The organism is Kribbella sp. NPDC050459, from assembly GCF_040655315.1.
Lineage (GTDB): Bacteria > Actinomycetota > Actinomycetes > Propionibacteriales > Kribbellaceae > Kribbella.
On sequence record NZ_JBFAJQ010000003.1, the window covers coordinates 816,724 to 829,614 of the forward strand.

Consider the following 12,891-nt stretch of genomic DNA (forward strand, 5'->3'; position numbering starts at 1 on the left):
AGAATCCGGGCCATGTCTGCCCAGTACCTACCACGGCGCCGCGTGGGCGCTCTCGTGGTCGCTTCAAGTCTTGCCTTAGCCGGCGCCGCCGCACTGGTCGCCCGGCCTGCCGACGCCGCGTCCACCGACGTGGTCGTCACCGAGGTGTACGGCGGTGGCGGCAACAGCGGTGCGCCGTACACGAACGACTTCGTGGAGCTGACCAACAACAGCTCGGCCCCGGTCGACGTGAGCGGCTGGTCGATCCAGTACGCGTCCTCGACCGGCTCGTCGTGGCAGGTCACCAAGTTGACCGGCACCATCGCGCCGGGTACGGCGTACCTGGTCCAGGAGGGTGGCGGCGCCAACGGCCAGCCGATGCCGACGCCGAACGTGACCGGGACCATCCCGATGTCCGCGAGCAGCGGCAAGATCGCCCTGGTCACCAACCAGACCGCGCTCGCCTGCGGCGCCACCTGCCATGCGGACCCGGCCGTCAAGGACTACGTCGGCTACGGCACCGCGACCGACTCCGAGACCGCGCCGGCGCCGGGTCTGTCGAACACCACCTCGGCCGCGCGGGTCGACCCGAAGGCCGACACCGACAACAACAGCGCCGACTTCGCCGCGGGCAACCCCTCCCCGGGGACGCTCACCGGCGGTCCCGCCGAGCCGCCCGTCGACGCGAAGATCCACGACATCCAGGGCGCCGCGCACCGCTCTCCGCTGGAGGGCAAGAAGGTCGCGAACGTCACCGGTGTGGTGACGGTCAAGGGCAGCAACGGCTTCTGGTTCCAGGACCCGCAGCCGGACGCCGACCCGGCCACCAGCGAGGGCCTGTTCGTGTTCACGAGCTCCGCGCCGACGGTCTCCGTCGGTGACGCCGTCACGGTCGAGGGCTCGGTCGCCGAGTTCCGGCCGGGCGGTTCCGGCGGTACGACGAACCTGACGACCACCGAGCTGACCAACACGAAGGTCACCGTGACCGGCACGGCCGCGGTCCCGGCGCCGACCATCGTCGGCCCGGGCGGCCGGGTGCCGCCGTCGACGGTGATCGAGGACGACGCATCCGGCGACGTCGAGACGACGAGCACCGCGTTCGACCCGGCCACCGACGGCCTCGACTTCTGGGAGTCGCTGGAGGGCATGTGGCTGGGCATCGACCAGCCGGAGGTCACCGGGCCGACGAGCTCGTTCCGTGAGCTGTCCGTCGTGGCGGCCGGCGCGGGTGTGCGTACGGTGCGCGGCGGCATCCTGCTGCAGAAGACCGACAGCAACCCGGAGCGGGTGCTGCTGGACGACGTGCTGACGCCGATCCCGGACGCCAAGACCGGCGACAAGCTGGCTGGTGTGGTGACGGGTGTCCTCGACTACTCGTTCGGCAACTTCAAGCTGCTGCCGACCACGACGCCGACCGTGATCGACGGCGGCGTCACGCGGGAGACGACCAAGGCCTCGTCTCCGGTGCAGCTGTCGGTGGCGACGTTCAACGTGGAGAACCTGGACCCGTCCGACGGTGACGCCAAGTTCGACGGGCTCGCGCAGGCCGTCGTCCACAACCTCGCGTCGCCGGACATCGTCGGTCTCGAGGAGGTGCAGGACGACGACGGCGCCGTCAACTCCGGTACGACGACCGCGGACAAGACGCTCGGCCTGCTCGCCGCGGCGATCGTGAAGGCGGGCGGCCCGCAGTACGCCTGGCGGCAGATCGACCCGGTGAACAACGCCGAGGGCGGTGAGCCGGGCGGCAACATCCGGGTCGCCTTCCTGTACCGGACGGACAAGCCGTTGAAGTTCGTGGACCGGCCGGGCGGCGGCTCGACGGTCGCCACCACGATCGTCACCGACGCCGCGGGCCGGCCGCACCTGAGCTCGTCACCGGGCCGCGTCGACCCGGCGAACCCGGCCTGGGCCGCCACCCGGGTGCCGCTCGCGGGCGAGTTCAAGTGGCACGGGCAGACCGTGTTCGTGGTCGTGAACCACTTCAGCTCCAAGGGCGGTGACAACCCGCTGTGGGGCCGTTTCCAGCCGCCGGTGCAGGTCACCGCGGAGAAGCGGCACCAGCAGGCCGCGGTGGTGCGCGGGTTCGTGGACCAGATCCTGGCCAAGGACACGGGCGCGAACGTCGTCGTGCTGGGTGACCTGAACGACTTCGACTGGTCCGAGACCGCGGACATCCTGGTCGGCTCGGGCATGACCGCGCTGATCGACCTGCCGCGGACCCTGCCGCTGCCGGAGCGGTACAGCTACGTGTTCGAGGGCAACAGCCAGATCCTCGACCAGATCCTGATCTCGCAGAACCTGCGGCCGGCGTCGGCGTACGACGTCGTACACATGAACGCGGAGTTCCCGGACCAGATCTCCGACCACGACCCGCAGGTGGTGAAGCTGATCCCGCTGCCGTCCTGGGTGCGGTAACCGGAGTCTTACGTCGGTCGCCCGGGCGGGGTTTTCTTGCCCGGGCGACCGATACTGGTGTCGTGACTGATGACACCAAGCAGTACGCCGTACAGAAGTCCGACGCGGAGTGGAAGGCGCAGCTGTCCCCCGCCGAGTTCCACGTGCTGCGACAGGCCGGCACCGAGCGGCCGTTCGTCGGCGAATACACCGACACCAAGACGGTCGGCGTCTACAAGTGCCGGGCCTGTGACGCCGAGCTGTTCCGGAGCGAGACCAAGTTCGACTCGCACTGCGGGTGGCCGTCGTTCTTCGCGCCGCTGGCCGAGGACCGCGTCGAGTACATCGAGGACAGCACGCTCGGCATGAAGCGCGTCGAGGTCCGGTGCGCCAACTGCGGCTCCCACCTCGGCCACGTCTTCGAGGGCGAGGGCTACGGTACGCCCACCGATCTGCGCTACTGCATCAACAGCATCAGCCTGACCCTGACCCCGGCCTGACCTGCGCTCCGTTCGCCCGGTCGGGTCCTAGACTGGGTCGGCTGGTGGACGCAGGGGAAGGAAATCGGTGGCTGACGACGTCCGTAGACCGCGGGTTCTCGATGTGCTGGCGGCGGAGGAACCGTGGGAGGTGCCGGGCGCGTGGCTGTCCCGGATCCGGGCGCAGCTGAAGGCCTGGGCCGACGATCCTGAGGCGTTGCGGCCGTTGCGGCCGGAGGCATTTCCGGACTTCGTGAAGGGCACACCGGCGGCGGTCTGGTTCACCCACCAAGCCGCGCCGCTGCTGACCGGGTGGATCCCGGTCCTGCACGGTGAGTACGCCGACCTGCCGACCGAGCTGACCCGCGAGTTCTACCGGCCGTCGTCGCGGCTCGGCGGCAACGGCCACGTCATCTACGTGGCGCCGACGGACTGGCATCTGCAGGCGATCGCCGGCGCCCGCGGGTTCCGTGAGAACGGCCGCCGGCACGCGCTCCAGCTGTCCCGCAACGTCGTCGGGATGTTCGTCGACGCTCCCCCGATGGCGGCCCGCGCCACCGCCCTGGCCGCCGCGTTCGACCGGGTGCTGGCCGACCGCGAGCTGACCGATCTGCACGTCACCGGCGAGTACGACGAGATCGCGAAGTACTGGCGCACCGACGCGCTCAAGGATTCCGAGCGCGCCGTGCTGCCGGAGCTCGCCGGCCCCAGCGCGGCGCTGCGCTACTCGATCAACTCGGTCCGCGACACGCACGCGCGGATGCTGATGGCGAGCCCGGACGAGTACGCCGGCGACTTCGCCCAGGTGCTGGCCGAGCTGATCCTGGCCACCGGCCTGCGCGGTATCCCGCAGTCGGTGGCGAACGTCCTCGGCGACGCCGCGCTCGACGTGCACAAGGCGCTCGAGGACATCCACGAGGCCTTCACGCTGCCGATCTGGCACGGCCACGTCAACCAGTGGATGTCCCGTGCGATCCGCGGCGGCCAATCGGCGCTCGCCCGTTCCTGGGGCGCCGCCGCGGCCCGCGTCGGCGTGCACCTGTCCGGTGTGCTGGCCAAGGGCCCGTGGCCCGTGGCCGAGGTCCCGGATCTGACCACGCTGTTCCGGATGCTCGACCGCGAGCGCTGGAGCATCATCGAGAACGCGGCCGCGGCCGACCAGGAGGCGTCGCTGTCGGCCGCCTGGAAGACCGTCAAGGACGACGAGGAGCCGAAGGCGCGTCCCAGCCGAAGCGGCACCCTCGACGATCCGATGCCCGAGGTCGTCGACTTCAGCGACGACCCGCTGGCCGAGCTCGACTCGCTGATCGGCCTGGAGTCGGTGAAGGACGCGGTCCGCCGGATGGTCGCCGAGGTGAAGACCAACCTGCGCCGCACCGAGCTCGGCCTGCCGAGTCACGAGCGCGCCCGGCACATGGTGTTCGTCGGGAAGCCCGGTACGGCGAAGACCACGATCGCCCGGCTGCTCAGCCGGATCTACCACCAGCTCGGCGTCCTGGAGAAGGGTCACGTGGTCGAGGTCGACCGCTCCGACCTGGTCGGCGCCGCCGTCGGCTCGACCGCGCCGATGACCGCGGCCAAGTTCCGTGAGGCGCTCGGCGGCGTGCTGTTCATCGACGAGGCGTACAGCCTGACGCCGGAGAACACGCCCGGCGACTACGGCCTGGAAGCGGTCTCGACGATCCTGAAGATGATGGAGGACCACCGCAACGACTGCATCGTGATCGTCGCCGGGTACCACCGCGAGATGCAGCGCTTCATGGAGTCGAACACCGGTCTGCAGTCGCGGTTCCCGAAGCTGCTGTCGTTCAGCGAGTACGACACCGACCAGCTGGTCGCGATCTTCGAGCTGCAGGCGCGGCAGAAGGGCATGATCTACGGCGAGGAGGTGCTGGACAAGGTCCGCACCGTCATCCCGCCGGCGCCGCGCGGCCACAGCTTCGGTAACGGCCGGTTCATCCGGAACGTGCTCGAGGAGGCCGTCTCCAACCAGGCGACGCGGCTGTCCGCGAGCGACCCGGACTCGCTCACCGAGCGGGACCTGCGCGAGCTGATCCCGTCCGACGTCCGGCCGCCCACGTCGATGCGCGCTGAGGACTACCTGCTGCAGAAGCCCGGCACCTAAACCGGCCTCAGTTTGGCCTCAGATCGGCATGGCGAGTGCCACCGGGTTGCCGTCGGGGTCCGCCAGGTACGCCTGGCGCTCGCCCCACGGCATCGTGGCCGGCTCCTGCAGGACCGGGTGGCCGGCCGCGCGGAAGCGTTCCACCTCGGCCTCGACGTCGTCGACGTACACGAACAGCTCGAAGCGCGGCGCCGTGCCGACCGTGATGCCGAGCTGCGCCTCGGGCCAGTTCGCGTCGGACAGGCCGAGCGACGACTCGCCGCGCTCCAGGCCGACGTAGTGGGGGTCGCCCTCCAGCGGGAACTGGTACGTCGGCTCGTACCCGAGGAGCGTGTAGAACCCGACGGCCCGGCGTACGTCGCTGACGTAGAGCACCGGGAACGCCTTGCGGTGCATCCCTAGACCAGGTTGGCGATCAGGTCGCCGAGCTCGGTCCGCTTGCCGGTGAAGAACGGGACCTCCTCGCGCACGTGCCGGCGCGCCGTCGACGCCCGCAGGTCGCGCATCAGGTCGACGATCCGGTGCAGCTCGTCGGCCTCGAAGGCCAGCATCCACTCGTAGTCGCCGAGCGCGAACGACGCCACCGTGTTCGCCCGGACGTCGGGGTAGCCGCGGGCCATCTTGCCGTGCTCGGCGAGCATCGCGCGGCGCTCCTCGTCGGGCAGCAGGTACCACTCGTAGGACCGGACGAACGGGTACACGCAGATGTAGGGCCGCGGCTCCTCGCCGGCGAGGAAGGCCGGGATGTGGCTCTTGTTGAACTCGGCCGGCCGGTGCAGCGCGAACTGCGACCAGACCGGGACCAGGTGCCGCCCCAGCCGCGACCGGCGCAGCGCGTGGTACGCCTGCTGCAGCGCGTCCGACGTCGGCGCGTGCCACCAGATCATGAAGTCCGCGTCCGCCCGGAACCCCTCGACGTCGTAGATCCCGCGGATCACCACGTCGTCGGCCGCCAGCTTCCCGATCAGGTCGTTGAGCTCGGCGGTCAGCTCGTCGCGGTCCGCGTCGCCGAGCGGCGTCTCGATCTTGAACACCGACCACAAGGTGTACCTGATGACGTTGTTGAGCTCGCGGGCTTTCGGCTTACCAGTCACGGTCTCATTGTCTCCAATGCGTCCAGGTGCTCCCGCACCCGGGTGGCCGCGTTGCCACCCGATGCCACACACGCGGCGATCCCGACACCCCGGTACGCCGCTCCGCAGACCGCCAGTCCGGGGACGCCGGCCACCGCGGCCTCGACGCGATCGACCCGGTCGAGGTGCCCCACGGCGTACTGCGGCAGGCCACCGCCCCAGCGCGTCACCAGCGGGCCGACGACCGGCGCGTCGAGCCCGATGGCCTGCTTCAGGTCGGACACCGCGAGCTGGACCAGCTCCTCGTCGGACCGCTGCAGCACGTATTCCTCGCCGAGGCGGCCGACCGAGGCACGCAGTACGGCCAGCTCTCCCCCGGCCTCCGCCGACCAGGCCCACTTGGCGTGCGAGTAGGTCGAGGCCTTGATCGTCCGGTCCTCCACCGACGGGACGAGGAACCCGGAGCCGATCGCGCCGGCCGGCCAGTCACGCTTGCGGACCGCGAGTGTGACGATCGCCATACTCGCGTACTCGATCGCGGCCAGCTCGGCCGACGCCGCCGGCGCCAGCTCCGCCAGCATCCGGCCCGCCGGAGCGGCCGGTACGGCGACCACGACCGCGTCGGCGATGAACAGCGTCGGCGCGGGCACCGGCCCCGCCTCCAGCTCGAACCCGTCGGCGGTCCGCGAGATCCGGCGGACGGCGAGCTTGGTCCGGATCTCCACGCCGCGGGCGGCCAGGTCCTGTTCGAGGGCGCCGATCAGCCGGTTGATGCCGCCGACGAGGCCCGCGAACACCGGCTGGCCGGCCCGCTTCTGACCCAGTGCGCGCAGCTCGGCCGTGGCCGCGAGCAGGCTCGGCGCGGTCCGCAGCTTCGCGTACAGATCGGGTACTGCCGCGGCGAGCGAGATCTCCTCGGCCTTCCCGGCGTACACCCCGCCGAGCAGCGGGTCGATCAGCTTGTCGGTGACCGCGGAGCCCATGCGCTCGGCAACGAACCGGCCGATCGCCACATCCTCGGTCAGCGCGGGAGCCGGCAGTTCGGCCTCGTGCGCGACCTGCTCGGCGGCCGCGGCCCCGAGCACGTCGGCGGTCGCCGCCGGGTCCACCGGGACGCCCATCACGGTCGGCGGGATGGCCCGGATCCGGTCGCCGACCCACAAGCCGGCCGAGGTGGTCGCCGGATGCACCACGTCGTCCCCGAGGCCGACGGCGCGGATCAGGTCGACCGCCTCCGGCCGCCGCGCCAGCACGGACTCGGCGCCGAGATCGACCGGCACGCCCTCGATCGCGTCCCCGGCCAGCTTCCCGCCGAGCCGCGGCGAGCCCTCCAGCACCGTGATGTGCGGCGGGTTCGGCCCGGTCGCCAGCGCGTGCGCGGCCGCGAGCCCGCTGATCCCGCCGCCGACGACCACGACCCGGTTCATACCAAGCTCATTTCGTACTTCTTCCCCGGTCCCAGATCGGTGCTGCTGCTCCCGACCGCCCGGAACCCGACACGCGTCAGCACGGTCTGCGAGGCGGGGTTGTGATTCGAGGCCCCGGCCCGGAGCGCGGTCAGCCCGTAGGCAGGTGCGAGCTCGATCACCGCGCGCACCGCGGCCGTCGCCAGCCCCTTGCCTGCCCACTGCTCCGCGATCCGGTAGCCCAGCTCGGCCGATCCGTGCTCCAGATCGATCAGGTTCACCCGCCCGACCACGGCGCCGGTGCCGTCGACCAGCACGTGGAACCGGCAGATCCCGGCCTCCTGCTCGGCGAGCAGGGCCGCGTGCCGGGTCGCGAAGTCGGCGAAGTACTCGTCGCCGCGGTCCCAGATCCAGGCCGCGAAGTACGCCCGGTTCTCGCGCTCGAAGGCGAGGACTGCGTCCGCGTGGTCCGCGCGCAGCGGCTCCAGCGTGACGCCCTGGTCAGGCAGGTACATGGGCCGCCTGCACGTACTTGGTGATCCGGCGCAGCACCTCGGGGTCGGCGTCCGGCGGGACACCGTGGCCGAGGTTGAAGATGTGGCCGGGCGCCGCCTTGCCCTCGGCGAGGATCCGGTCGATCTCGGGCTCGATCGCGTCCCAGCCGGCGAACAGCAGGGCCGGGTCGAGGTTGCCCTGGACCGGCTTCGGCGCGCCGCCGGCGGCCGTGATCCGGCGGACGGCCTCGTCGAGCGGGACCCGCCAGTCGACGCCGACGACATCCGCGCCGACCTCGCTCATCAGGCCGAGCAGCTCGCCGGTGTTCACGCCGAAGTGCACCCGCGGGACGCCGTACCCCGCCATCGCGTCGAACACCTTCGCGGAGTGCGGCAGCACGAACCGCTCGTAGTCCCGCGGCGACAACCCGCCGGCCCAGGAGTCGAACAGCTGGATCGCCGACGCGCCCGCCTCGACCTGCACCGCCAGGTACGCGATCGCGACGTCGGCCAGCCGGTCCGCGAGCGCGTGCCACAGCGCCGGGTCGCCGTGCATCATCGCCTTGGTCTTCGCGAAGTCCTTGCTCGGCCCGCCCTCGACCAGGTACGACGCGACGGTGAACGGCGCGCCGGCGAACCCGATCAGCGGCGTACCGCCGAGCTCGGACACCAACTGCTGCACCGACTCCGTGGTGAACGACACATCGGCCGGCGTGACCGGACGGACCCGGTCGACCCCGGCGGCGTCCCGGATCGGGTCGGCGACGACCGGACCGACGCCCGGCTTGATCTCGATGTCGAACCCGGCCGCCTTCAGCGGGAGCACGATGTCGGAGTAGAAGATCGCCGCGTCGACGCCGTAACGGCGGACCGGCTGCAGCGTTATCTCGACGACGAGGTCGGGCCGCATACACGACTCCAGCATCGAGATTCCCTCCCGCACCGCACGGTACTCGGGCAGTGCCCGGCCGGCCTGCCGCATGAACCACACCGGCGTGTGCGGCACCCGCTCACCCCGGGCAGCGAGCAGGTAGGCGGAATCGTCCAGAGCGGAGGGTCGCGTCACACAGCGATGATCCCACGCGCTCCCGAACGCCCGGACACCCCCGGCCACGCCGCGCCGCACGCGCGGCCACACACAGCTACCGGCGCGTCTTGACGCGCGGCGGTGAGTAATCGGTCGTAGGCTGCCGATATGGGTGCCCGCAAGCAGGTCGACGCGCCACCCGCGGAGTTCACCGAGGCAGTCTCGCAGTTACGAGGTGCCCGGTTCCGGCCCGAGGTTTTCGTCGAGGAGATGCCCGCACCGCAGCGGATCGCACCGCATGCGGCGGCGGTCAGCGCCGACGTGACGGTCGACGGTGACGATGTCGCCACCGGCCGTCTGGTCGTCCTCTACGACCCGGCCGGGAACGACGCCTGGCAGTCGACCTTCCGTTGTGTCGCGTACGTGCGTGCCGCCGTCGAACCGGAGATGGTGACCGACGCGCTGCTCGGCGGCGTGGGCTGGACGTGGCTGATGGAGGCCTTGGCGGACCGGGGTGCAGACTTCCTGGCGCCGAGCGGTACCGTCACCAGGGTGGTATCGGAAAGCTTCGGCGGCATGGCCGACGACGACGCGACGGCGGAGATCGAGATCCGCGCGTCCTGGAGTCCCGTGCCCGGCCCCGGCGGCCTCGTCGACGTGACCCGCCACGCCGAGGCGTGGGGCGAGGTGCTGTGTACGGCGGCCGGACTGCCGCCCGTTCCGCCGGGGGTAGTCGCGATGCCGACCCGGCGCGGACAGCGGGGCCGATGAGCCCAGCCACCCAACAGCCGTCCGTCCCCGACGACCCGACCGCGCATCTGCCCCTCCTGGAGCTGAGGGACGGGCTCTCCGACGTCATCGACACCGACCCTGCCCTGACCGGCACGGTCGAGGCGTTCCGGTCCGGCAGCGGCCCGGTCGCGGTCGACGCCGAGCGCGCCTCCGGCTACCGCTACTCACACCGGGCGTATCTGGTCCAGTTGCGCCGTGAGGGCTCCGGCTCCGCGCTCGTCGACCCGATCCCGTTCGGGGACCTGTCGGCGCTCGGCGACGCGATCGTCGACGCCGAGTGGATCATCCACGCCGCGAACCAGGACCTGGCCTGCCTGGCCGAGGTCGGCATGGTGCCGCGGCAGGTGTTCGACACCGAGCTGGCCGGTCGCCTGCTCGGCTACCCGAAGGTCGGGCTCGCCTCGCTCGTCAGCGAGGTGCTCGGCTACCGGATGCGCAAGGAGCACTCCGCCGCCGACTGGTCGACCCGGCCGCTGCCGGCGCCCTGGCTGGTGTACGCCGCGCTGGACGTCGAGATGCTGATCGAGCTGCGGAACGCGATCGAGCAGGAGCTGCACCGCGAGGGCAAGTGGGAGTGGGCGGCGCAGGAGTTCGCCGCGATCCTCGACGCGCCGCCGCGGGAGCCGAAGCCGGACCCGTGGCGCCGTACGTCGGGCATGCACCGGGTCCGGAACCGCCGTAGCCTGGCCGTCGTCCGGGCGCTGTGGGAGGCCCGGGACCAGATCGCCGAGTCCGCGGACATCTCCCCCGGCCGGGTGCTGCCGGACGCCGCGATCGTCGAGGCGGCGTCCGCGATGCCGACCGACCGCGACACGCTCCAGCGGCTGACCGCGTTCAAGGGCCGCGGCGCGCACCGCCACATGCGGACCTGGTGGGAGGCGATCGACCACGCCCGCCGGCTCCCCGACTCCGAGCTCCCCAAGCAGGGCCCGCGGTACGACGGCCCGCCGCCGGCCCGCGCCTGGGCCGACCGCGACCCCGACGCGGCCGCCCGGCTGTCGGCCGCCCGCGCCGCGGTCGCCGAGATCGCCGAGGCGCACCGCCTCCCGACCGAGAACCTGCTCGCGCCCGACACGATCCGCCGGCTTGCCTGGTCCCCGCCCAAGGAGGTGAACCTCGAGGTGGTCACGACCTTCCTCCGCGACCACCACGCCCGCGCCTGGCAGATCGCCCTCACCGCGGAGGTCCTCACCGACGCGATGGCGTCGGAAGCCGCGACCCTCGACTAGGTCCGATTCAGCGAGGGAGCGGCTCCGGGCGCCGATGATCGCCGGCCGTGAGATCACCGCGGATCTGGTCGCGCAAGGTGAGGACGATCTGGAGTGCGCCGAGCAGGATCACCGTCGCGATGACGACAAAGATCTGGCGGTAGCTGAGCAGGCTCACCAGCAGGCTGCCCAGGGCCAGTGAGATCGCCTGCGGCGTCGCGACGAGTACCTCGACGGCGGTCGACACGCGCCCGATCAGATGACCCGGCGAACGGCGCTGCATCAACGTCGTGAACGAGACGAACGTCCACGGCAGGCCGACACCGCAGATCGCGGCGCCGACGAGCACCACGACGATGCTGGGGGCGACCACACAGACGACGGTCGACGCGGCGAGCACGACCAGTCCGAGGGCGCAGGTGGCGACCTCGCCGAGACGGCGTACGGCGCGGCTCGCGGTCAGGCCGCCGACGATCGCGCCGATCCCCTGACAGGTCACGAAGACGCCGGAGAAGGTCGGCGGCTTGCCGAAGGCGTCCATCAGCGCGTAGATCGACGACTCGAAGAAGCCGATGACGAGGATCGAGATCGCCAGCCCGGCCAGCACGTGGCGGAGCACCCGGTCGCCGGCGAGGAAACGGACACCGCCGAGCAGGTCCTCGCGGAAGGTGCTCTTCGACGGGGCCGTTGTCTCGGAGACCTTGATCGTCGCGATCAGCAGGCCGGCCAGCACGAAGGTGGCCGCGTCGACGATCGCGACGAGCCAGCCGCCCGCGGTGGCGAAGATCGCGGCGCCGGCCAGCGGGCCGAACAGCCGGTACCCCTCTTTGATGGTGGCCAGGCTGGAGTTCGCGTCGACGAGCAGTTCGTCCGGCAGCAGGTCCTTCAGCAGTCCGTTCAGCGCCGCGGGCAGCACGACGAACGAGACGCCGTACAGGAAGGCGACCACCCAGATCAGCCACACGTCGCCGGAGTCCCGGACGAGTACGAGCGGGAGTACGGCGGCACCGCTGGCGACGTTGCCCCAGACCAGGATCGGCTTGCGCGGCAGCCGATCCACCCAGACGCCGAGCACCGGAGCAGCCAGCGCCGGCAGCACCATGAAGAAGAACGTCAGGCCGGCCAGTGCGTTCGAGCCGGTGAGGGTCTTCACCCACATACTCAGCACCAGCAGCATCACCGAGTCGCCGAGCATCGACGTACTCAGGCCACCGAACAGGCGCGGGAACCCGGGCTGCGCGAACAGCCTCCTCATGAGGTCTCCACCCCCGGAAAGTACGTCGGCACGCCCCAGGCGACGAACTCGCACAGCCGCGCGTTCGCCGGGCGTTGCGACGGATCGGTCAACCGCTCGGCATGGCGGTCGAGCACGGCGTTGATCGCGCTGTTCATCTCCTCGAGCTCGTCCGCGGTCAGCCAGGCGACCATCTCGGTGTTGCTCCGCGCGGCACGCCACTCCTCGGTGTCCTCCGGGGCGCGCTGCTGCGACTCCCGCAGACGGTCGATCGCCCGCCCCATCATCACGTCGGACAGTGCTTGCGCCGCGCGTCGTTCCTCGAGCGACGGTGATGCATGCTCCTCGTCCCAACGGAACCCGAGTCCTGGCACCTTCCAGGGGCGTTGCCGGCCCTTCCCGCCCTCGGCCTCCTCGACGAACCCATGCTGTGCCAGCTTGCGGAGGTGCCACGAGCAGTTCGCCGGGGTCTCGTCCAGCCGGTCGGCCAGCTCGGTCGCGGTCAGTGGCCCGCTGAGCGACAGCAGCTCGATGATCGCCATCCGCACAGGGTGCGCCAGGGCGTTGAGTTCCCGCGGGTCGCTGAGTCGGCGGTGAGGGTTCGGCATCCATCGAAAGTACTCTTTCGAAAGAGTTGTTGCAATGCCGCACAGAAAAGATCCCCGCCGCGCGCCTGC

Annotated in this window: 12 protein-coding genes; 5 read left to right on the plus strand and 7 right to left on the minus strand. The window is 71.2% G+C overall.

Annotated features, from left to right (window positions below; genetic code table 11):
• The first annotated feature begins 12 nt into the window (after window positions 1-12).
• From AB0I12_RS15140 to AB0I12_RS15150, 3 genes are all read left to right on the plus strand, one after another.
• A complete protein-coding gene (locus AB0I12_RS15140; RefSeq protein WP_359929425.1) occupies window positions 13-2,397 on the plus strand; it encodes a lamin tail domain-containing protein in 2,385 nt (794 codons plus the stop codon).
• A gap of 62 nt (window positions 2,398-2,459) precedes the next feature.
• The gene (gene msrB, locus AB0I12_RS15145) at window positions 2,460-2,876 is read left to right on the plus strand and encodes a peptide-methionine (R)-S-oxide reductase MsrB (protein WP_359929427.1); all 417 of its coding nucleotides are present in this window, start codon (window positions 2,460-2,462) and stop codon (window positions 2,874-2,876) included.
• Window positions 2,877-2,943: 67 nt separating this feature from the next.
• On the plus strand, window positions 2,944-4,980 hold the full coding sequence (locus AB0I12_RS15150) for an AAA family ATPase (protein WP_359929429.1): 2,037 nt from the start codon (window positions 2,944-2,946) through the stop codon (window positions 4,978-4,980).
• A gap of 18 nt (window positions 4,981-4,998) precedes the next feature.
• On the opposite strand, the gene AB0I12_RS15155 is transcribed toward AB0I12_RS15150, so the two are convergent.
• The 5 genes from AB0I12_RS15155 to hemE are packed head-to-tail and all read right to left on the minus strand — an operon-like array spanning window position 4,999 to window position 9,019.
• Entirely contained in the window at window positions 4,999-5,376 is a 378-nt protein-coding gene (locus tag AB0I12_RS15155; protein ID WP_359929431.1) for a VOC family protein, read from the minus strand.
• 2 nt (window positions 5,377-5,378) lie between these two features.
• A complete protein-coding gene (gene hemQ, locus AB0I12_RS15160) occupies window positions 5,379-6,074 on the minus strand; it encodes a hydrogen peroxide-dependent heme synthase (RefSeq protein ID WP_359929433.1) in 696 nt (231 codons plus the stop codon).
• Window positions 6,071-7,480 (minus strand): protoporphyrinogen oxidase, encoded by a 1,410-nt coding sequence (gene hemG / locus AB0I12_RS15165; protein WP_359929435.1) that lies wholly within the window; start codon window positions 7,478-7,480, stop codon window positions 6,071-6,073. The genes hemQ and hemG overlap by 4 nt, the downstream gene beginning before the upstream one ends.
• Window positions 7,477-7,974 carry a GNAT family N-acetyltransferase gene (locus AB0I12_RS15170; RefSeq protein ID WP_359929437.1) on the minus strand — a complete coding sequence of 166 codons (498 nt, stop codon included), beginning with the start codon at window positions 7,972-7,974 and terminating at the stop codon, window positions 7,477-7,479. Before AB0I12_RS15170 ends, hemG begins: the two co-directional genes overlap by 4 nt.
• Entirely contained in the window at window positions 7,961-9,019 is a 1,059-nt protein-coding gene (gene hemE, locus AB0I12_RS15175; RefSeq protein WP_359929439.1) for a uroporphyrinogen decarboxylase, read from the minus strand. Before hemE ends, AB0I12_RS15170 begins: the two co-directional genes overlap by 14 nt.
• Window positions 9,020-9,148: 129 nt before the next feature.
• Here hemE and AB0I12_RS15180 point away from each other — a divergent pair, with 129 nt between their 5' ends.
• Both AB0I12_RS15180 and AB0I12_RS15185 read left to right on the plus strand, forming a co-directional pair.
• Window positions 9,149-9,751, plus strand: a complete 603-nt coding sequence (locus tag AB0I12_RS15180) for a DUF3000 domain-containing protein (protein ID WP_359929441.1) — start codon at window positions 9,149-9,151, stop codon at window positions 9,749-9,751.
• Window positions 9,748-11,001 carry an HRDC domain-containing protein gene (locus tag AB0I12_RS15185; RefSeq protein ID WP_359929443.1) on the plus strand — a complete coding sequence of 418 codons (1,254 nt, stop codon included), beginning with the start codon at window positions 9,748-9,750 and terminating at the stop codon, window positions 10,999-11,001. Before AB0I12_RS15180 ends, AB0I12_RS15185 begins: the two co-directional genes overlap by 4 nt.
• A gap of 7 nt (window positions 11,002-11,008) precedes the next feature.
• Here AB0I12_RS15185 and AB0I12_RS15190 read toward each other — a convergent pair whose 3' ends face one another.
• Both AB0I12_RS15190 and AB0I12_RS15195 read right to left on the minus strand, forming a co-directional pair.
• Complete coding sequence (locus AB0I12_RS15190; protein ID WP_359929445.1) at window positions 11,009-12,235, minus strand: MFS transporter; 1,227 nt, start codon at window positions 12,233-12,235, stop codon at window positions 11,009-11,011.
• Complete coding sequence (locus AB0I12_RS15195; RefSeq protein WP_355690526.1) at window positions 12,232-12,822, minus strand: helix-turn-helix domain-containing protein; 591 nt, start codon at window positions 12,820-12,822, stop codon at window positions 12,232-12,234. The genes AB0I12_RS15190 and AB0I12_RS15195 overlap by 4 nt, the downstream gene beginning before the upstream one ends.
• Between the last annotated feature and the right edge of the window lie 69 nt (window positions 12,823-12,891).